Annotated in this window: 19 protein-coding genes; 1 reads left to right on the forward strand and 18 read right to left on the reverse strand. The window is 37.6% G+C overall.

Translation table 11 applies throughout. From position 1 onward, the window contains the following. Window positions 1-223 precede the first annotated feature (223 nt). The gene (locus QM524_RS16675) at window positions 224-1966 is read right to left on the reverse strand and encodes a hypothetical protein (RefSeq protein WP_283345436.1); all 1743 of its coding nucleotides are present in this window, start codon (window positions 1964-1966) and stop codon (window positions 224-226) included. 93 nt (window positions 1967-2059) lie between these two features. On the opposite strand from QM524_RS16675, the gene QM524_RS16680 reads away from it, so the two are divergent. Beyond that, window positions 2060-2509: a hypothetical protein gene (locus tag QM524_RS16680; protein WP_095160669.1), complete on the forward strand. Its 450-nt coding sequence runs from the start codon at window positions 2060-2062 to the stop codon at window positions 2507-2509. 39 nt (window positions 2510-2548) lie between these two features. Here the strand turns inward: QM524_RS16680 and QM524_RS16685 are convergent, their stop codons facing one another. From QM524_RS16685 to QM524_RS16765, 17 genes are all read right to left on the reverse strand, one after another. Next, window positions 2549-3286: a glycosyltransferase family 2 protein gene (locus tag QM524_RS16685; RefSeq protein ID WP_095160668.1), complete on the reverse strand. Its 738-nt coding sequence runs from the start codon at window positions 3284-3286 to the stop codon at window positions 2549-2551. 39 nt (window positions 3287-3325) lie between these two features. Continuing rightward, the gene (locus QM524_RS16690; RefSeq protein WP_283345437.1) at window positions 3326-4282 is read right to left on the reverse strand and encodes a glycosyltransferase; all 957 of its coding nucleotides are present in this window, start codon (window positions 4280-4282) and stop codon (window positions 3326-3328) included. Window positions 4283-4559: 277 nt separating this feature from the next. Continuing rightward, the gene (locus QM524_RS16695) at window positions 4560-5621 is read right to left on the reverse strand and encodes an NAD-dependent epimerase/dehydratase family protein (RefSeq protein WP_095160666.1); all 1062 of its coding nucleotides are present in this window, start codon (window positions 5619-5621) and stop codon (window positions 4560-4562) included. A 131-nt stretch (window positions 5622-5752) separates the two neighbouring features. Continuing rightward, entirely contained in the window at window positions 5753-6004 is a 252-nt protein-coding gene (locus QM524_RS16700) for a hypothetical protein (protein WP_095160665.1), read from the reverse strand. Window positions 6005-6165: 161 nt separating this feature from the next. After that, window positions 6166-8475 (reverse strand): translocation and assembly module lipoprotein TamL, encoded by a 2310-nt coding sequence (gene tamL / locus QM524_RS16705; RefSeq protein WP_283345438.1) that lies wholly within the window; start codon window positions 8473-8475, stop codon window positions 6166-6168. 52 nt (window positions 8476-8527) lie between these two features. Continuing rightward, the gene (locus QM524_RS16710; RefSeq protein WP_283345439.1) at window positions 8528-13474 is read right to left on the reverse strand and encodes a translocation/assembly module TamB domain-containing protein; all 4947 of its coding nucleotides are present in this window, start codon (window positions 13472-13474) and stop codon (window positions 8528-8530) included. A gap of 108 nt (window positions 13475-13582) precedes the next feature. Beyond that, window positions 13583-14308 carry a hypothetical protein gene (locus QM524_RS16715; RefSeq protein ID WP_283345440.1) on the reverse strand — a complete coding sequence of 242 codons (726 nt, stop codon included), beginning with the start codon at window positions 14306-14308 and terminating at the stop codon, window positions 13583-13585. Between the two features lie 526 nt (window positions 14309-14834). Next, window positions 14835-16067 carry a DUF3570 domain-containing protein gene (locus QM524_RS16720; protein WP_283345441.1) on the reverse strand — a complete coding sequence of 411 codons (1233 nt, stop codon included), beginning with the start codon at window positions 16065-16067 and terminating at the stop codon, window positions 14835-14837. Between the two features lie 12 nt (window positions 16068-16079). Beyond that, a complete protein-coding gene (locus QM524_RS16725; RefSeq protein WP_283345442.1) occupies window positions 16080-16547 on the reverse strand; it encodes a protein-disulfide reductase DsbD domain-containing protein in 468 nt (155 codons plus the stop codon). A 3-nt stretch (window positions 16548-16550) separates the two neighbouring features. Further along, window positions 16551-16736, reverse strand: a complete 186-nt coding sequence (locus QM524_RS16730) for a DUF4266 domain-containing protein (RefSeq protein ID WP_304529114.1) — start codon at window positions 16734-16736, stop codon at window positions 16551-16553. Between the two features lie 170 nt (window positions 16737-16906). Continuing rightward, window positions 16907-17839: an FAD:protein FMN transferase gene (locus QM524_RS16735; protein WP_283345443.1), complete on the reverse strand. Its 933-nt coding sequence runs from the start codon at window positions 17837-17839 to the stop codon at window positions 16907-16909. Window position 17840: 1 nt separating this feature from the next. Continuing rightward, entirely contained in the window at window positions 17841-18278 is a 438-nt protein-coding gene (locus QM524_RS16740; protein ID WP_283345444.1) for a thioredoxin family protein, read from the reverse strand. A gap of 66 nt (window positions 18279-18344) precedes the next feature. Next, window positions 18345-18758 carry a Rieske 2Fe-2S domain-containing protein gene (locus QM524_RS16745; protein WP_283345445.1) on the reverse strand — a complete coding sequence of 138 codons (414 nt, stop codon included), beginning with the start codon at window positions 18756-18758 and terminating at the stop codon, window positions 18345-18347. 305 nt (window positions 18759-19063) lie between these two features. After that, window positions 19064-19561: a Rieske (2Fe-2S) protein gene (locus QM524_RS16750; protein WP_283345446.1), complete on the reverse strand. Its 498-nt coding sequence runs from the start codon at window positions 19559-19561 to the stop codon at window positions 19064-19066. 138 nt (window positions 19562-19699) lie between these two features. Beyond that, window positions 19700-19951, reverse strand: coding sequence for a hypothetical protein (locus QM524_RS16755; protein ID WP_283345447.1), 252 nt, complete (start codon window positions 19949-19951; stop codon window positions 19700-19702). Between the two features lie 2 nt (window positions 19952-19953). Then, window positions 19954-21399, reverse strand: coding sequence for a S41 family peptidase (locus QM524_RS16760; protein ID WP_283345448.1), 1446 nt, complete (start codon window positions 21397-21399; stop codon window positions 19954-19956). Window positions 21400-21450: 51 nt separating this feature from the next. Then, entirely contained in the window at window positions 21451-22251 is an 801-nt protein-coding gene (locus QM524_RS16765) for an SGNH/GDSL hydrolase family protein (protein WP_283345449.1), read from the reverse strand. Between the last annotated feature and the right edge of the window lie 6 nt (window positions 22252-22257).

Raw genomic sequence — 22257 nt, forward strand, 5'->3', positions numbered from 1 at the left:
GTAGGTCATTTAATTTCAAATCCCCTATAGCGCCGTGCCTAAGATGCTATAGGGAATTACTGATTTCGGAAGTATGGAAAAATACCTTCATTTTTTATAAAATAGGATAAAAAAGTATATTTCACTTCCGCAATCCAACATCCGATATTAGAAATAGATGATTCTTAAAACCCTTCATACACTACTAACTCTTAATTCACCACTCACAATTCAGCACTCATACTTAATAATACTGTCCTCTATCGGCAGTATTCCAACGAAGACCAATCGAGAGCAGATTGGTGACATTATTAAGATTACTTTGTTGACTTTTAAAATCCCTATGTAAATAATGCAAATCAACAAAGAAGTTGTGTTTGAACTGATACGAAGCTCTTATATCAAAAGTCAAATGCTGTGAAGCAACTCCTTGCCCCAAGGTGTTGCCTTCATCATCTTTGTATAAAACCCATCTACTTCTAGAATTGTAATCCAATAGAATATTTCTTCCCCAGTTGGTACCATTGCTATCGTCGCCATAGCTGGCAAAAATCAACCTACTTACTAACTGTAATTTGGGCACAGGTTGAGCTCGTAAGGTGTGAGTCCATTCATAAAAATTGGCACCTAATGGGTGTGCAAGTGCTTGATTATAATGTGAATAACTGAGACCTGTGTAACTATGGCTATAAGTGTAAGGTCTTGCTACGTTATACTCACCAAAATAATCCAAATGTTTGATTCCTAATACATCTATATACTTGAGTCCCAACTGTGCTCCGTACTTGTTCGTCCATGACCCAGTATTTGAAAAAATCTCCTTTATGATAAATTCATCTAACATAAATTGTCCATATAAAGAGAATTTTTTGGCAAAATTGTATTTAAAATCAAGTCCTACCAATGCGTTATCGCCACTTCCTTGAAAACTTTCTACAAATCGATAAAAAATAACAGGGTTGAGATAATTCAGTTCAAAGCCTCCCACGCCATTTGTGCTATCTCTTTTAAAAATGACACTTTCTGTCAATCCAATATTTAGTTTTGGCGTCACATTAATACTAAGGTGGTGCATCGCCATGTATTTTTTAGGAAAGGTTTGGTCTGGAGAAATACGGCCAGGGTTGATCAGTTCGGCAAATAGGTTCTGATATTGAAATGCCCCAATTTGAGTGGTAAGTTTTAAAAACAGGTAAGGTGCCGCATTATCTGAAAGAATCATCGAACGAAACCCATTACCAATAATATTTTTATCATGCCCAAATTGGATACCTATGTTTTTGGTAGCCTGAAAAGTTAAATAAGCACGAGCAGAAAAGAAATCTGTAGTGAGAGGGTCTTTTTTAAAGTATTTTGTCAAACCTTCCCCAGGCATTCCTGCAATTTGAGTAGCTGTTGTTGGCGTATTTTGGTTAAAATAATCTGCATAACCTTTGATATAATCTGGTACTCTGGAGATATTATCGGTCATGTAAGTATAAAAACCAATTTTACTGTTAATCATCCCACGGATTTCGATGCCGCGTGTATTGAGTGAATAGAAAGATTGATTACCACCCGATATCGAGCCAATCTGGACATTCATAACAGGGTTGATGTGGAGATCTATATCGTCATTGTGGACAGAATATGCGTCAGAAGGTTTTTTATAAAAATATTTCCACAAGGATTTTTTACTACTATCTGTTTCTTCTGAAACCCACTCCCAATTATCATTTTTGAAATAATTAAAATTAAATTGGTCAATCGCATCGGCATGAAGACTTGTGTCTTGGGCAATGGTTTCGATAAATTGTGCGATATCTCTACGGGTATAAGGTTTTATACCTGTGTGAAAGGTTTTTGAGAGTCGACCATATTTAATCTCATAGCGATCGAGTAAGTCATAATAGTCGGCATTGAGGGGTACAAAAACACTTTGAGCTTGGGAGCTAGTGATTACCGCAAACATGAAGAATATTAAACCAAGAAGGCGTTGAGAGAACATAAGCAAGGCTTGTATAAAACAAGATTAAGGTTTATATATAACAAATGACGAGAGAGTTGTAACTTTGTAACGAATCAAAATTGCTACTTTGCTATGGCCATAGGGAAATATTTTACGGTAATGGTGGCTACTTCAATCAAATTTTTTAACGGTCCAATTGCGGGACTATTATTGGAATTGACGTGGTGGGAGACCGCTGTTTGTACCATTTTGGGAATGATGCTTACCGTAATCAGTGTCTTGGTAATAGGAACAAGTGTTCGTAGCTTGATACAAAAATATAGAAAAACTCCTGCAAAGCTATTTTCTCGTCGTACAAGATTTGCGGTAAAATTGTGGAAGAGGGTCGGTATTTGGGGAATATCATGCTTTACGCCCTTGTTTTTTACACCTATTGGAGGCACATTATTGGCACTATCTTTTCGGGTATCTGTGCTTAGAATCCTAGTTACAATGAGCATTTTTGCTGTATTTTGGGGCATTACACTTACGTATGCACTTTTTCAGCTAAGTACTTTACAAGCATTACTTTTGCACAAATAAAAAAGGATGAGGTAATAAGCCTCATCCTTTTTATTTGTATTAATTCTTCTTCATATAATCTCCTCTAGAGAAAAACTTCTCGATCATACAGTAAAGTAAAATAAAGAAATAACGACTACCCATTTCCTTAATTTTAAGCTTTGATTCACCGTACTTACGATTGGTCCAACTGTTTGGTACAACCGCATAAGAGTAACCTCGAACGTATGCCTTTAGCGGTAGTTCAACCGTTAAATTGAAGTGTGGAGATAAGAATGGTTTAATACCTTCGATAGTTTCACGCTTGTACAATTTAAAGGCGTTTGTCGTATCGTTGGTTTTGATACCTGTAGCAAGCTTAACGATGAAGTTAGCGATGCGGTTGATGAATAATTTCAAACGAGGATAGTCATATACTTTTCCCCCTTTGATAAAACGACTACCAAAAACAGCATCTACGTTTTTCTCAAGCATGGTATTATAATATTTTACCAAGTCTTCTGGGTCATCAGACATATCGGCCATCATGACAGCCACACAGTCGCCCGAAAAGCGTTCTAAGCCATATCGTACGGCATACCCAAAACCATTAGGTCCTTTGTTGGTAAAATATACCAAGGTTGGAATTTCGGTTTGTAAGGATTTCAATACCTCTTCTGTACGGTCTTTAGAGTTATCGTTGGTTACACAAATTTCGTGGTCAATATTGTATTTTTTTAGTGTTGCATACAGGGTTCGTAGTGTTTCAGGAATAGATTCCTCTTCGTTGTATGCAGGGATAACTACACTTAATTTCATTTTTATGAGGTTGATTTATTTGGCAAATGATCTATAATATTAGCTAATCTTAGAAAGCTCTGTCGAGTCTACTTGTTGTATTAATTCATGATATTCCAATGCTGGAATAAAATGCTTTTGAGTACGATAGTTTAATACGGTAAAAACCAAAAAAAGTGAACTCAAAAAGGCTTGGAGTATCACAATTACTGCTGTTGAAACAAGCGTTGTTGCCCAGCCAGGTGAGGCATAAGGAGTTGTAAGACGAATAATGGATACAACCAATGCTACTAAGATAGACAAAACAACCAATACCAGAGAACTAATAACGATTCGAACAGCCACAGTATCTAAATATACAGAAATAGCACTTAAGCCATGAAGAATCAAAGACACAAAATTCATCTTAGATTTACCTGCCAAACGAGTACCTCTGATAATCGGGATAGAACTATATGATAATTTGGATCGAATAACTCCGCCAGGGAAGTGATTCCAGATCTCGGAAACGTAAGCTAATTTCTTGGCTTGTTCAAATGGTAGCATGCTAAAATTACCAAATTCTATTACTTTTCCTGTTAATAGACCAAAAAGTGCTTTATACACCAAGTAGCCCATTCGGAAGATTGGGCCTTCGCTACGTTTGGCACGTTTAGCAAATACAATTTGATTTGTTTTTACGCAAGTATCATATAAGCGCTCCATGTCTTCAGGACGATCTTCACCGTCTGAGTCCATGATTAGCAGATAATCAAAAGTACGTTCTTTGGTTAAATAGGAGAGACCCAGTGCAATGGCTTTTTGATGACTTACATTGCGCCAAAGTCTGATAATCTCAAGGTTGTATGCCGAAAAACGATTTACATCACACGGAATGGAAGAACAATCATCCACAATCACAAAAGATAGCTGCTCAAAGAAGCTTGCTTCAACTGTATGTTTGATACGTTCAAGTAAAAGCTCTAAAGCATCCCAATCGTTGTAAAGTGGAATGAGGATTTTTATGGAATTGGGCATGATGTTTTTAATTGTAATACCAATATGCTGATTGGAGTATTCAAAATTAATGCAAATTTACCCCAAACCTATGTAATTTTCCTACTTAAATACCTTGAGACGATATTAATTAGCCTAATTATTAACGAAGCTTTCAATAATTTTTTTGGTTTAGGAGGGGATCTAGGAGTTTCAATGATCGATAGGCATAGATAAAATGTATTTTGTTAAGTGTAAACCCTAATTATCAAGAGCATAAAAAAGGACTTAAGAGTTTGTCTTAAGTCCTTTAAAAATATTACAATCGGCTAGTGATACCGTCGTGAATTTGTTGGAGTGTTTCGTTCAAACCATATTTCCAGTTCCAAGTTGGATAATGCTCTTTGAACTTCGAAAGGTCTGAAATATACCAAATGTGGTCACCAATACGGTTTGTTTCAGAGTAACTATAACTCATTTTCTTACCTGTAATTTCTTCACAAATTGTGATACCTTCTAGCATTGAACAGTTAGCAAAACGACCACCACCTGCGTTGTATACTTCACCTACACGTGGGTTTTGGTAGAAATGCCAGAACATATTTACCAAGTCGTAAGAGTGAATATTGTCACGAACTTGTTTTCCTTTGTAACCAAAAATAGTGTAATGGTTACCAGTAATAGCACATTTCATCAAATATGCCAAGAAACCGTGCAATTGCGTACCAGAGTGGTTTGGACCAGTCAAACATCCACCACGGAAGATACCCGTTTTCATGCCGAAGTAACGACCGTATTCTTGTACTAAGATATCTGCTGCTACTTTCGATGCACCAAACAAAGAGTGTTTAGTATGGTCGATACTCAAGTTTTCATCGATACCATTTTCGAAATACTGGTGGTTTGTATCAATTTCCCAACGAGTTTCAGTTTCGATTAATGGCAAGAAGTTTGGATTATCTCCATAAACTTTGTTTGTCGACGTAAAAATAAATACAGCCTCAGGACAGTGCAAACGAGTCATTTCAAGCATATTGAGTGTACCATTTGCGTTTACTGAAAAGTCTGTAAATGGTTCTCTTGCTGCCCAGTCGTGAGAAGGTTGTGCTGCGGTATGTAAGATTAATTTGATGTCTGCACCAAATTCTTTAAAAATTACTTCTAATTGAGAAACTTCTCTAATATCAGCTTGATAGTGTTTATAATTAGCAAATTGTTCTTCTAGACGATTGCGATTCCAAGCAGTTGAAGCCTCTTGACCGAAGAAATATTGACGCATATTATTATCGATACCAATGACAAGGTCGAATTTTTCAGAAAAGAATGATACTGCTTCACTACCAATAAGGCCAGCTGAGCCTGTTACTAATGCAATGTTCATAATTATAAAAAAGAGGGGTTTAAATAGAGAAAGAATAGGCTTTTGTCTTATGTCTTTCTAACTAAAAAGCGTTACAAACAGAGTCGCAACGCTTTTTATAATCTATAAAAAAAGATTAAAATCTTAGAATATTAATTTCCTTGAGTAATTTCAGCAGCAGGACCGTACAATTTTTCACGGATTTTAGCAGCTCTTACTTCGTTTTCTGGCTTAGCTGTGTATTTGTTTTTTGTTTGACGTGCAGCACTGTCTGGGTGAACGCCGTACACATACTCATCTCCTGCGCGTAGGTCTTTTTGCTTGATAGTATTGTTTTTTTGGTAGTCACAAGCTACTGCTAACATGGCTACTGCTGCGATGGCTAAGATATTTTTGCGATTCATTGCTATGTATTTATTTGACTCGTTATCAGAAACTAGGTTACAAAAATAGTCCCAGTTTTTTAATTAAAAAAGTTTCTTGCAAAGTTAAACTACCTTTTTTCGCAAATATGATATATCAGTTCTTCTACAAGCATTTAGATTTTAGCAAGCTTGTACTTTTCTTAGAATGGCAAACCTATCGCAATGTTTAGAATTAGGTTCTCTTTGCGCCAGTCAGAGCTTGAAAAGTCGATATCTTTGATGACCCATCTTTCTGCCTCTGGTAAATAGGGCTTGCGAAGTGGCGTCGCTAAATCAAAGCGAAGTAAGAGATACGTAAAGTCGAAACGCAAACCAACACCAGCACCTATTGCAAGTTGTTTGTAAAAATCTTTTCCAAATACACCATCAGCACCGTATAAAACTTCATCCTTGTACATCCAAACATTCCCTGCATCTACAAATAATGCTCCTTGTATAAAGTCGTTTACCTTGGCTCTAAGCTCGGTATTCATTTCTAGCTTCATATCACCCGCTTGTGCTCCTAAGAACGTTGTGGCGTTATCGCCTGAGGCATAATAGGCTCCAGGTCCAATACCACGTGCCACAAATGCCCTGATACTATTGCTACCGCCTACAATGTACTGCTTCGGAAAGGGTAGTGAATTTGAGTTGCCATAAGGCAAGCCAAAGCCAAGCATGACACGATTCGCCCATTTGATTTTACTGTTGATCGTTTTGCTATATCGCATATCCAAATCACTTCGAATATAACGTGCATAACCTACACCAAATAAGGTTTGTGCTTCGGTTGTTGAATTGGCAGATTTGGCAAGTGCGCTGGCCAAGTTTCCAGCAATTTCAAAACTTCCAGAAAGAGCAAAACTTGAACTTTTGGTAGGTCTGGGATTATAAAAAAACTGATAAATAGAACTTGGTATAATGGTGTTTTGATCTAGAATAGTACCTAATTGTTGCGGTGCAAACATGATCATGTAATTGATATAATCAAATGAAAAATCAAATGTTCGAACGTAACTGATAGATAGTGGCGTAAAGGTATGTCTAAGTGTTGAGTTCTGACTCCAATCATAAGCCAACGAACCACTCAAGGAGGTAGTGCGATACATATTACCTCGATTGATGTATTCATAATTGACATTGAATGTCGTTGAAGGCAAGGACTGATTTCGAGTGGGATTGAACTTAATAAATGGGACTGCAAAACGTGGAAGTGTAAGCGAGGTTGCCACTTTATAAGTCGAGTTGTTGATAGCATTGGCTCCACCACCTACTTGGAATTGAAGACCCGTTGAGGCTGAAATGGTAAAAATTTCGGCACCTCTAAACAAGTTAAGGTTACGCCAGTTGACTGCAATGTCAGTACCATTAAAGTTGTTTGACTTCGACGATCCGCTCAGTTCAGCCTGCAAAGATTTGTGTTTTTGCGGGGTCAGATAATAGTATACATCCAATAATGCAGAGTCTGAACGAGTGACTAATTCAAACTTATTTTTGACAAACTTGAAGTTTTTGAGATTAATCAAACGAGACAATGAAACGTCTTGAAAACGGCTAGAATAATTACGTCCATGGCGGAATCCAATCGCATCTGCAAACACCTTTGGACGGTATCTGTTGAGGGGATCTTGAATATCAATTCCTTGATAGTTCGTTTGTTTAATATTGGTTGTATCTACTCTCAAATCACCATAATCAGCAATGACATGAATGTCGTTGATATAGTAAATCTTTTTGGCTACCTGTGCAACATTGGGTTTAATTTCAACCGAAACATCCACCTTCGTTTTTTTACTCATCGAATCCGCTTTGAAGATTACATAGTCGGGACGGAAATAGTAAAAGCCTCGTTGCTTCAACTCTCGTTCAATACGATTGCGTTCTGCCACTAATGTTTCATAATTATACGGATTACCCTTTACCAAAAGTGTTCTTTTTTGAGTATTGAGTAAAGCTTTTCCAAAAACACTGGTATCACCATCTGTCTCAAAATGAATCGAATCGAGCAAATATTGTGGTTTTAAATTAATAGTATAAACTGCCTTTGCTAAGCGATTTTTATCGATAATATCACCTGATGCTGTAGTACGAAAAAAGCCTTGATTGTTCAGCAAGACATTAATTTGTTTGGTATTGGCATTAATGACTCCACGACTTGCAAGAACGGGAGGTTCACCAAATTTGCGACGAAACCATGTTCTAAAACCCTTTGGTTTGCGAGGCTCACCCATGACATAGTATAACCATACTCGGTACGGAAATCCCATGATGGCTGTATTGGGCTTGGGTCTTACAAATTCTGCTAGCTCAGCATTAACACGTTCTATTTCTGATTTTTTGATGCTCGAATCGGCTTTGATTTTAATGTCTGCACCCGTGTATAAGCTTTCGCCAGCAGGGAGCTTCTTCGTTACCGAGCAGCTGGCTAGTAGAAGTATGAGACCAATATATAGTGTACTCTTTTGAATCATGTTTGTAATGGCTATGTTAGGCTTTGAGCATACTGCTATCAGCCATTAATAATTACTTATTATTTTTTTGGAAAAACTCTTTCACAGACTGATATTCCAAGGTAATGACAAAACTCACGCCTGTTTCTACCACAAAACCTTCGAGAACTGTTTGGAATTGATTTTTACGGAATGCTCTAAAACGATACCTTCCGTCTTCTGTAAGACTATAGTTTACAGCGACATTGTCAAAGACTTCAGTTGGATTTCGCTGCACACCGTTGGTGTTTTCAAGCTCAAAGTTTTTCCCAACCTCAACTTTTAATCTATCATTGAAAAAGGCTTTTGATAGTCCAAGATTCAAATCTGTTCTGGCAGATGACTGCCCTGCAATATTACTTTGGCTAGAATTGAGATTCACACTCAAGTTTACCCCTTTAATCACGTCGGCAGCCAATCTTTCGAGCTGGTCAGAAAGAAGTTTACTCACACTTTGGCGAGCAATGGCTTCGGGGTTGATTGTAGAGAAAAAGTCGGATGATTTTTCTGAGAAAAATCTATTTAAAATCAATAAAGCAAAAACCTGTTTGTTGTTTTCCGCAATATCTGTTTGTGCCAGATACTTTAATCTATCATTTATCTTCGTTTTGACGTCGTTGTCTATGGCCAATTGTGTTTTGTCATTTAAGGTAATACTAAAAGACGTTTCCAATTTCTTCATTGGACCGTTTAGGTTTAGGTTTACATCAAAAGGCATTTTTTGACGATATTGCGATTCGGTAGAACTCAACAGGTCGGACGGAGAGGCCATGGTCTGGTAAATCGCCGTAATGTCGATATTACCACTCAAAGGGTCGCCCATCCAAACGATATTACTGCCTGGTTTAATTTTAAACTGTTTTTTGAGAAGTTCAAATGATAAATCGTAGCTACCTTCTGTAAGTGAGTAAATCCCTAAAATGTAAGGCTGACCATTGGAGCTTATCCCAGCATTAAGTTGAGCTTTGCCTCGTACTTTGAGGTTATCGCCATTTAATTCATCTACCACAATGGTCATTTCTGACTTTTCGTCGGCTTCCAATAACAAACTTACTTCTGAGATAAAACTAGTATTGTATTTGGTCTGAGTGTTATTGGTAGAGTCTTTGGTCAATGCTTTTTTATTTTTATCGACAAAAACTACTACATCGTTGATGGCCTCTTCGCTTACGCTATTATCGGGCATCAATACAAAAATGCTACTTTTCTCAATCAACTTTACATTGCCATCCACAACTGCTGTATTTGTTGAGCCACTGATATTTATGTTGGCATCGACAAAGGCCTTGCCATAAAAGAAATCATTGTCTTTGCGCGTTGAATTGAGCACCATGAAGTTTTTAGTAGATATCGCCAGTTTGTATTCCACTTCAGGAAGTTTTTGGAAAATGACTTTACCGTTGACTCTCAAAGGTTGGTTGAGCGTATCGCTGAGGGTAAAGTTTTTGAATTCCATTTCATGGTTTTGGAAATAGATTTTTTGTTTATCAATCAAGAGTTTTGTACCTAATTGAGAAACATCAAATGCCACTTTTTCAAAACCAATGAAACCTGCAATATCTGGTTGCTCATTTGCGCCTTTAATCGTGATACTTCCGTTGAGACTACCATTGGCACGTCGCATTTGTCCAAAACTAAATGCCTGAATAGTTTTTGTGCTCAACTTGTTGATATTCAGTGAGAAATTTAATGGCTTTTTGTCGCCCAAGATATAATTTCCGATTAAGGCTATATCATTTTGGTCGTTTTTCAAAGTGGTATTTACCGAAATCTTCTCAGGCGTTTCATTATATACATGTGCTACCAAATCCCCAATTGGTGTATTTTGGAAGGTAAACCCTTGTACGGTTACATCGCCTGTAAACGAGGGAGATTTCATATAGTTGGCCAAAATGATTTTTCCGTCAATCGTTCCGTCTGCAATAGTGGAATCAGGATAGACGAGTTTAATCATTTTGTGTAAATCCAGCTTTTGGACAAGAATCTCTAAAGGAGCATTCGGTGCCATTTCTGGGGTATGAATCTGAAGTAATTGTTCTTGGTTTTGTAAAGAAAAATTACTCACAATCAATCCCGCCTCACCATATTGTAAGAACCCATTTTCTGCAACTTTCCATGGCTCATAATTGAGTTTTAACCCATCAGGCAAAAGATTGATTCTGAATTGGTCTGAAAAGTTGGCGACTTGACCTGCTACTCTGTGATGCTCTTTCTGAAGAGAATCTAATAAAACAAGGTTGAATTTTGCTATGTCGTCGTTTACTTCTCCATCAAGTTTGGTTTTAAGCATTTGGAAAGCATTAAAACTCAATTTTTCTAGACTCGTTTGGTAAGTAATTTTACTTGAATCAGAGCGCATTCCAAACGCTATTTGTTGCACACGAATGGTATCGTATTCAACAAAAGGTATTTTCAAATCCATTTGCATGGTATGACCAGCCTCGTTGCTTAGTGTTGCATTGAAAGTGGTGGAGTCTAATCTTGTCAAAGCTGGTACAAATGCTTTAATGGCAGGGTGCCCAATCGCTTTGGCTTTGATGGTAATATCGTAAGGCTCTGTGATGAGCTTCGGATTTTGATTCGGGATTCTGAAATGACGATTAATATCCGAAATGATAATGTCGGCTAACTGTACATAATTAAATTGACCAAACATTTGGGCTTGCAGGAATGGCGCTTGAATACTGAAAGCATTAAGCTCGTTATTATTTTGTGCCAAAATCTTAATATCATCCAAAGGAATAGGCTTACCATCTTGCGTTACCACGGCTTCATCAATCGCGATGCTTCCATTGAGCTTGGCAGGATTCGTATTGGTCAAATTCATTTTTACCTGTCCTTTGATAGCGATGTCATCGGGGTAAAGATGAAGGTTTTTGAGCTTGAGCTGTTTAATAGCTAAAGTACCCTGAATAGCAGGATATTCGTTTGCTAGATTGGCTTTTGCTTGTAAATTAAAATTTGCATTTGGGTCTTCAAAAAGAGCATTAATCTGCGCTTCTTGATTACGAATTGTAGTGGCAAACTGCAAATCTTTATAGTCATAGCCCTTGATAACTGCTTGTTCTATTTTGCCTTTTATTTCGGCATCCATAGTTTTTGGATTTGTCCCTTTACCATGAAAATCTGTTACTAAAGTCATTTTACCATATTGCTCAGGTTGTTTGAGCAACTTGCCCAAATCAAACTCGTTGAGCGATAACTGACCGTCGTATTGCTGTTTGTTTGGAACAGTAATATTGACAAGTGTACCTTTAAATTGTGCTTTGCCCAGATCAGAAATCAATTGTGTATTTACATTCAGATTGTTGATTTTACCTCCGATTGTACCTTTCAACACAATCGTTTCGGGCAGTTCAATAGTCGCAGGAAGCATTTCTTTTGGTACGATTTTCTGAATATCGCTTTTAGTCACGGATACTTCATCGATACCAACTTTTACACTTGTTTTTTCAACAGAAGGTAAGCCAACGATATTGCCATGCAACTGAATTTTGCTATGGTCAAATCCTTGAATGGTCAATCCTGCGATGCTCAAATTATTGACAGTACCTGTAGCTTTGCCTTTAAAACGCAATACTTCCTGACTATTTCCTACGAGAGGAGGCGTTTGAGCCAGTTGTGGCGCAAGTAAGAGTATGTCAGAAAAAGCTAGTTTGCTATCTTTGAGGTTGACTACAACTCTTGTGGCTCCAATATTTTTACTTAGTTGGTCGAGTGAGTTATAACTTAAACTTACCTCATCACTAATAATACTTTTGGGTGTCTGAATAGTAAGTTTTTTAAGGAATGCTTTTTTGTCTGTATAAGCGAAGTCGGTTTGGAGTTTTTGTAAAACAAAACCGCTTTTTTCCTTCATCGAAATGTTTTGAAGCCATCCTGTTACCCCTTTAGGAGAGTATTGAATTCTTTCGGCTTCTATATTCAAGGGCGTAATGCCGATATGTGCAGGGTCTAAACCTTTACTTTGACGAGGTTTTCCAAAATCATCATAAGTGATGGTATTGTTTTTCATCAAAATCTTTTGCACCCCAAATGTCCAGCCTTTTTCTGGTGTTTTAGACTGTGCTACAGTAGGAGCAGGGAGAGGCTTTTGTGAAGATTTTGGCGTTGGTTTGATACCGACTTTAACAGATGAATTGTCGAGGTAAAAGGTTTTGAGATGAATCAGTTGCTCTGACATCGAAAATTGATCCGCTTCGGCACTGGCTTTGGTGATGCGACCTTTACTTGAAAGTCCACCTACTTGGTCGCTAATATCAAAAGCGATATCATCGAGATTAATTTTTTCAAAACCAAAATTTACGGGGCTTGAATTAGTATCTGGAGGTGATACTTTTAATGCTGGATAGGTTTTTAGTTGTAAATTTGCTCCATTGAGCTTCGCATTTGCCAGTTGATAAGTAGATGAGTTAAGGTCAATTTTTTTGAAAGTCGTTTCAAACGATTTGAATGCTACATCGGCATCAGTACCGATGACATTATCCAGATAAGTAACATGAATATCTTTTAGACTTACCTTACCAATGTTCATCAACAAACTACTTGGGGGCGTATCATTTTTGGCAGGGGTCGTATTAGGAGAGGCAAAAGCTTTTACAATATGGTCAAAATTGAAGGTAGTATCAGGTAAAGTCCTTTTGATTTTGGCACGAATACCTTCTAGTTCCACTTTATTGATGGTTACCTTGCTTTTGAGCAAAGCAAACATATCTAAGTCTACATACAGCTTGTGAGCAGCTACGAGTGTATCTTTTTTATGATCAGCAACAAAAACCTCGTCGAGTTCTATCCAATCGGGGATATGATAGGCAATTCGTTTGGCGGATACCTTCGAGCCAAATTTGTTTTCTAAGAATTTCGTCACTTCCGTAGTAACTAGTGCTTGGCCACTTGGTGTTTGCAAATAGACAAAAGCCCCTATAATGAATAGGAAGATGATAGCAATTGAAAATAGTATGATGCGGATATATGACTTCATAAGTAGGGTAAAAAACATTATGAGTAGTGTTTTATGACTCAAAATCATAAAAGAACTACTCATAATGTTATCTATCAAAAAGCACTTTGGGTTGTAAGGTTATTACAACTATTTTTTGAATACGCTGGCTTCAATTTTATCATTGAATGTCACCGTGGTTGTTACTTTAGTATTACGTTTTTCAACGCTGCTGTAGTAAGTTGAGGCACTTGGATAGCTAATGCCATACGGAGCTTTTGTATAAGTAGTAAACTCCTGTGTGATTTCTTCGCCTGACGCCAAGTTAGTTTTCAACTTTGAAAGAAGATAAGTCGTAGCGTCAAAAAACAAATTGTATTTTACATCTTTACCTGATAATTCAATCTGATGAACAGGCTTTCCGTTGTCTGCTTTCAAACCTACATAAGTGGCAATATAGCCTTTTTTAGCATAGTCGATAAATGGCAACAAACCGTCAGTCATTTCACGTTTTAGTCCAGCTTTATCTTTGTCGCTAAGGTCTTTAGTTTCATAAACGACATTTTTGTCAAGGCTACCAGTTGGTACTCTAAAATAAGCTTCAGTCGGGTTAGCTCCGTAAATAAAGTCCCTTTTAAGGATAGTTTTCGTTTTTAGGATACCTTGATTAGCCACCGAAACTTTAGTCTCTTGCGTAAAATCCGTTGGAGCATTTGCTACAAATGCTTGTTTGATGATATAGCTATTTACACCTTTCCACAATTCTGTGCCGCCAGTTGCGTTGTAATATCTGTCAAAAATTTCGTCTGCAGTTTGAGCTTGGACCTGTAGAATAAGTGCAAAAAATAGTCCAAAAATAAAGCTAATCTTTTTCATAAAATTGATTGTTTAATATGTCTGTAAATGCGGTATATATCTTCCTTTATTTTTGAAGTACAGTTTCTTGTATTGCCTACATAAACCTTTCCAAAAATCGAAAATATACCTCTTTATAACAAATTTAACGGCAGATTATTTTAATCGTCACCCTAAAATGTCATTAGTTAGACTGGAAATTGAGTATAAGGTTCAAAATAAAAATTCAGGTTAGAATTTTCTTGAAAAAATCCTAACCTGAATGATAGTGATGCATTAGGAATTTAAAAATCATTCATTTCGGATATCGGATGTTGGATTTCGGAAGTGTAGGCTTCTATATTTTGTAAAAGATAGAGGTATTTTACTTTATTCCCGAAATCAGAAATCCCAAATCCGCAATAGTTGAAAATTCTTCGTAAAACCCTAATGTCGGATATTAGATTTCGGAAGTGTAAGCTTCTATATTTTGTAAAAAATAAAGGTATTTTACTCTACATCCGAAATCAGAAATCCCAAATCTGAAATTGAATAAAATCCTTCGCTGTTACTTGAATTTTGCGTAGAGGGTAATGGTATTTGAGGTCAAGCCATTTGAGCGCATATAGTGTCCGTAGCGAAGCTCAAGCGAAGCCCAGCTTTGGATCCCAAATACACCATGAGGAGGCATAATACGAATACCTGTTCCTACCATATTGCTATTAAGTTTTGACAAATCGTAGTCACTTGTATAATATTTGTCACTCAACTTATGCGCACCATAAGCGGCAAAGTAGTCCGCAGCGGTTTGCGTATAATAACGATAGTATGGACTTAGGGTTAAGAATGGCGTCATTTTGATTGGAGTTTCCAATTCAAATGTATGAGCCTTTACGCCCCAGTCGTCTTGATAATAACGATAGAATGTACGGATTACGACTTTGTTTCCTGCAAAGTAATTCAAACGAGCACCAATAGGTAATTTGACACGGGTATCTGGAAGCTCTTCTGACTTTACGGTTCCGTCAGTAAAATACACACGTTGGTATTTGGTAGCCAACAAACCTGCTTGATACGCTGGGTCGACTGTCAATAAAACCTGCATTCTTTTGTTGACAACTTGTGCCAAAGAAAATGAAGAGCTATAAGAGTTACGAGGCTTGTAATCTACTGGATATGGATCATGCTCACCACCTGAGCCATAGAAATAGTAGGAACCATCTGCTCGGTAAATGGTACGAAGCTCGGATGGTAGAATTACTTTCCATGTATCAAAAAATGCGTTTACTTTGGCGCTAAACTCACGGTTTCCATCTTTGGATGTTTTCGAAAAGTTTAATCCTGTTCCATATGATTGGTAATCGTATTCGGTCGAATAAGAGGCTACTGCTCCGAAGGTTGTTCCTTTTTTGGCATTATTCACACTCCAAGCCAACGACGGATAAATACGCTTGTCAGTCATGGAAGCTGAAGATACTGTATATGGGTCGATTTTGTCTGAAGATGCCGACGAATAAGCATCTACACCTAATTCAAAAGTGAAAAAATGCTGACGAGCTTTGCTATCCCATTTCGAGAAACGAATATCAAAAGTGTTACCAAAGTCGGTTAGTTTTTCGGTACCAATACCGCCCGTTACAGCCGAGTTGTTACCATCTTGATGATAATAACTAGACACAATATTAATTTCTTCTACTTTTAACTTACGGCTTTGGTAATTGCTAGTATCAGCCGTTTTTTGAGCAGATGCACTAAGAAGTACACCCATATATAAACCTATCGCCAGTGTAAGCTTTTTCATATTTCAATGAATTTAGTGTAACTGAACCTGGAAAGAGTCTTGGTATTGGACACAAGAACTATTGTTGGTCGTACACAATTGGTAAATGATTTTGCCTGTGATTTGAGTATTTGATTCGAGAATTTGAATGGCTTGCGTAAATCGTGCTTTTTTCTCAAAATATACTACTTGTCCTTTCCAGTATGGGTCTCTCTCTTTGTGAGGATTAATAGATTTCAACCCTCCAACAAGTTTGAAACTGGCATGAGGCTGAATCACCAAATGAGCAGGTTTCGGCCCTGGGACAACCTGTGGCTCGCTAGCATATAATTTCCAATTCGGGAAAATCTGTGCTTCGAGTACAAGTTGAATTGTCTCGCCTTTTTTCGGGTATTTTTTGGTGGTAGATACCGAAAATTTTGCTCGTTTGTTCTGCGCTTGTAGAGGCGTATGACCTATACAAAAGACAATTAGTAGTATTCTTAAAAAGCAACTCATCATAGACTAGTTACAGCCACAACCGCCGCCTGTTTTACCGCCGTTGGCACCCGAAGCACCTTCACGATACAGTTGGAAGTTTTGTTCAAATTTGACAACCTTACGAGAACTCAATTCCATGTCAGAATCATTGATATAGGCCTTTTGATAAGGCTTTACAGTTTGGCAAGCACTTGTGGCTAAACCTCCCATTAATAGCAATGCTGCTACTTTTATGTTAAAACGTGTTGACTTCATACTGAGAGTTGATTTGTTTTTGAAATATCAACAAAGCTTTAGCAATATGCGAAAAATTGAAAATTGTAAAACGGACAAAATATAATTTTACGATTTGATTATCATCGATTTTCGGATTTACACTATTACTTTATGTTAATATTTCGTGAGGTATAAATTTTGTTTTGGTCATCAATAATAATACAAGCTATTTGTCGCATTTGATTGATTAAATCTAGTCCGACTCTGATACCCATGACCATCACGGGAGTTGCCATGGCATCAGATAGCTCTGCATTGGGACTTATAATAGTTACGCTTTGTATGCCTGATACTGGTAAGCCTGTTTGTGGGTCGATGGTATGTGAATATTTTTTTCCACCAATCATCACATATTTTTCATAATTACCCGATGTAGCCACAGCCACATCGCTAATGGACAAGTATGAAAAAGGACTTTCGCCAGCTTGTGGATTGGCAATGCCAATGGTCCAAGGTTTTCCATTAGGCTGATTGCCCCAAGTAGTAAGGTCACCAGCGGCGTTGACAATACCACTTTGTATACCTAACGATTTTAGCAACTGTTTGGCCTTCTCGGCGGCGTAACCTTTTCCGATACCACCAAACCCAATACGCATACCCTTTTCTTTTAAAAAAACCGTGCGACGTTCTGGATTCAGGATAACATGCTGATAATTTATCAATCGAACAGACTCCAAGGCAATCTCTTTACTTGGCAAAGCGGTCATGTTGGTATCAAAATTCCATAAGCTTTTGTCAATCGATCCATAAGTAATATCAAATGCACCTTGTGTCAGTGCTGATATGCGTTGTGCACGAGCAATCAAATCAAACATTTCGGCGTCCACTTCAACAGGCGCAATTCCTGCCATTGCATTCACTTGATTGGTTTGACTTTGGTCGTTGAAGGTAGTCAAAAGTCGTTCAATACGTTTGATTTCTTCTACGGCCTGATCGATACAACGATTAGCGTAGTCAGCATTATCGCTGACTACGCTAATTTCAAAATAATTACCCATCAATCGATGTCCCTGCTTATGTACCTCGACGTGACTCATGCTATTGGGCATTCGTAATCTTGTTAATTTGAGCGATAAATTCTTCTGGTGGCGTGTTGGTATAGCCATCCCATGTTTTTATGACTTTACCATTGGCATCAATCAATAAGGTATAAGGGAATTTACCTTCAGGATTATATTTGTCTGCTAAAGCCTCATTATGTTCGGTTTGCTTTGGGCTCAATTTGTTTTTTGATAATCGAGGAAAATCAGCACGAACTAATATCAGCTTTTCGGTAGCAAAGTTTTGAAAAGTACCTGTTTCAAAAACATCCTTTTTCAATCTAATACAAGGCACACACCAGTCTGAACCAGAAAAGTTCAACAAAATATACTTGTGTGATTGCGTAGCCTCTTGTTTGGCAGAAGCAAAGTCAGTTTTCCATTCGGGAGCTAAGCTCAAAAGAAAGGAAAGGACAAAAGCACTTAGTATTTTCATCTTTTTGTGAGTTAAAATGACTTTATTCTAAAACGCAGTCATTGACGTTGACATTACTATTTTATTCTAAGAATAAATACGTAACGAATTTCCAGATAGTTCGGTTTTATACACACTTAATCCTGCACTTCCATAACTATTTAGTCCAACTCCTGCTGTAGTGAAGCGAGCGCCATGTTCTGTGCAATAAAATTCATTGTTCAGAAATACCACTTTTGTTCTTGCTTCATGTGTGCAAATATGCGAACCTGCCACATAGGTACCTTGTGAAGTACGTGCTACTACCACATTGCTATTGATGATATATCCGCCACTATTTTTTAGGGCAGCATTTGCAGAAGTTGTCAAATCAAGGGTAAAATCTACACTTTCTGGGGTGGCAACGGGAGATAAATCTGAGCTTTTACTGCATGCTGTAAGAAGAGTCATTAGGGCGGCTCCGCCAAACCCTGCGTTTTTTAAGAATTCGTATCGTGTCATTGTTAAGATGGTTAGTAAATGGACTTATTTGAATTGTGAGTGCTGAATTCGGAGTTTTGTGTTTTAGGCACAAGGCATAAGGCAAAGAGTGAAAATTTGTTTTTTAGCAACGATAAATATGTTCTGCCGAATGCCCAAAGCTGAAATTTAAGATTGTGCTTGCAGGTAAGGGCTCTCGGCGGTGGGCTATGGAAAAAGCATGGCTGTGATTATTAATACATTTTAACACACTTTGCCTAGTGCCTGTTGCCTAAATACATAACTTGAATCTTATTCTGCACGATTAATGATGCTTATGAGTAATCTTATGAAATTTCTAATGTATTACCGTTGACGGTCACTTTATATACTGCTAAACCTTTGGCTCCATAACTATTAAGTCCCACACCTGTGGTACTGTATCTAGCGCCATGTTCTGAACAGAAAAATTCGCCGTTCAGAAAGGTCACTTTTTTCTTTGGTTCGTGGCTACAAGTTTGCGTAGCGGCCACATAAGTATTTTGAGCAGTACGTGCTACAACAATGCTGTTGACAATAATATAGCCCCCACTGTTTTTTAACGCTGCATTTGCTGCGGCTGTTAAATCTACAGATGCCAAGAGAGTTGAACCAGAAGAAGAACCAGACGAAGTGCCTGACCCGGAAGTAGACCCAGAAGTGCTCCCCGAACTACTACTTGATGATGAACTAGAACTCGTGGTAGTAGTAGGTGTTGGGTCATTGTTTGACTGGCAAGAGGCAAGCAATGCCATTAATGCGCCTCCCTGAAAGCCCATTGATTTTAAGAACTCATAACGTGTCATTGGATGAAAGGTTTTGTGGAAATATATGGTTAGTCAAAATGTAAAGATGGCACAGGTAATAAGTTTGTAGCAGAAAGAAGAACGATTGGGTTTAAGATTTCATCCATAAAAAGCTATGGATGAAACCTTATGGCTATATTATGCTAGGGGGTGTTGCTCTACCAAGTCAAAGAAATAAGTCGGAGTTTTTTCTGACGATAAATCTTTTAATTCAAATGTAAGTTCTTGGTTAGCAATCGTAATAGCCATCTGAAAGCCTTTGAAAAGCTGTAAGCCAAGTGTTTGTTTGCACCAATAACAACACTGGGAAAGCTTTTGGACAATTTCATCGTAATGAGGTCTTTGCGTGGTTTTAACCGTGCAAAGTGTCATACTTTCTGATACGTTCATAATTATTTGTTAATTAATTTGGGGAGATAGTTTTTGATCATAAATTTCTCGTTCCTTATCGGATTATCTGCATAATTTTCATGGGTGGTGTAGTTTAATAAAATTCCTGCATTCTGGCGAGCGCCATTGGTATTTGGTACCGACACGCCCATCACAGTTAAGGCTTTGTTAAACAATGGTTCATAATCATTACCTAAAGGCTGTATTGGCAATACATTGTCATCTACAGCATAGGTGGGTGCGATTCCGTTTATATTTCCATAGTCTGATTCTCCATTTGCATTTTGAGTGATACCCAACATCATGTAAATTCCCCATTTCCAACGTTTTTGGTCGTCAGCTACCAGTGTTCCAAACAGGTTTTTGCCGTAGGTATGCTCTCCAATCGTAATGACTTGCATATAGGGCTTTAATCCATTGATCACTAGCTCACTTGAGGATGCCGTTCCGTTAGATGTTAATACGAACACTCGGTTTAGATTATTGCCAATATTATTTTTTTCAATAGAAAAATAGTTGTTAAATATATTGCTTCCATATTGTTTCGCAAAATAAGTTTGATATTTACTATTGTATTGATCTTTAAAGAATACCTTGTTTGTTGTTAAGTTATTGACAACCAGCGACGCCAGAGTTGTGGCACTACTTATATATCCTCCTGGATTAAATCTCAAATCTAATACTAGCTCATTTACGCCAGCCGCTTTGAAGTCAGCAAAAATACTTCGTAACTGATTGTCGTATTTCAGGGTGTCGCCACTGTCAAGCCCGGGTACAAATTGTGTATAAACCAAATACCCAATAGTTTTATTAGCAGATGGCTTTTGAACAATACTAGAAAACGCTATCGGATTTTCAGTAACTTCTGCTTTGGTTACTGATACCGTCTTCGAAGTAGCTGTTATGGTACCATTGCTTATACTTCCTAAAGTAAAAGTAACGGTTTCGTTACCCATCAATGAAGAAAAATTACTGCTAGTAATATTCTGTCCATTGATTTTTACAATAATATCACCTCTATTAAGCCCTACAACCGCAGCAGGACTTCCTCCTATTACCTGAGTTAAAACAATGCCAACGTTAGTTTGGGTATTGTCCAAATAACCAAGCATGTAACGAATACCAAAAACTTTAGAAACACCATTAAACTCTTTTGCGAGTTCATCAACATCATCTGTTACCATCGAAAATCTATCGACAGAACTACGTTGATATACCAACTTTTCAAAGAAACTATCAGAAGCATCCGTCAAAGTTAGCGTACTAATGGCTGGCAATTGATCGAACCAATAATATGCATCTGACATCGTATCATAAATCCACTGATTAATCTGCTGGGTATTGTCTGAAGGAGTAACAGTTGTGTCATCCTTTTTTGAACAAGCCGTAAATACCAACAGACTAATACTGAATACGGTTATAAATTTGATGTTGTTGAAACGTAGCATACTATTTATAAAATTTAGTGAGTTTTATAATGCTTGACTTCTTAGCTAAGACTAATTGTCACATAGCTGGAAATAATATTGATGTTTACGAACTTCAAAACGATAGTGTCTTAGTATCTGACTTGCCAACACTCGATGTCCAAGCGCATTGAGATGCTTGCCATCGTTCAAGAAAAAATAGGGATGAGGTTCAATCACCTCCATTGTTTTGAACCAATTAAAATCCTGTGCTTTACAAACGTCTTTGAGGATATTTTCTCCTAGATTTCGTAGTAATTGTGTACATGGATTCAAACTAGGTTGTGGACCAAGTAAGATTACCTTTTCTTTAAAGTTTTGAAGCAGATTTACCATTACCTTGAGCTGTCGCTCAAAGTGTTTGATAACACCAAGCTTCCCTGTACTCGCTATTTTATTTAATAGCATCCTTTTGATATAAGGAAGACAAGGGAAACTTAAAGATGGTTGCTTTAAATTAGGATCTGGTCGATATAATTCCCGCATTAGACCCAAATTTGATGGTACAATTATCGCTTTGCGGTACACTTCGTCTGTTTCTACCTGATGATTAAATGAATCAGAAGAGTCATTTAATAATTGCGTCCAAGGTCGCTCTCCATCAAGTTCATCCAATCCACTTTGAATGATTATTAACTGATAATTGGAAATATAATTGCCAAGTCCCATAAGCGCCTCGATGGTTTTTTCCATAGAAAAATGCACCAAGGTATCTACAACTACCTGCTCGTGGTCGAGTGTACTTACGCTTTCGGTAAGTACATCGACAAATCCTTTAGATGTAGCGACACCATATCCAAAAACCTGATGCCCACCAATTACCAAGATTCTCATGTTGTA

Origin of the sequence: Flectobacillus roseus, from assembly GCF_030056595.1 — a bacterium.
GTDB classification, from domain to species: domain Bacteria; phylum Bacteroidota; class Bacteroidia; order Cytophagales; family Spirosomataceae; genus Flectobacillus; species Flectobacillus roseus.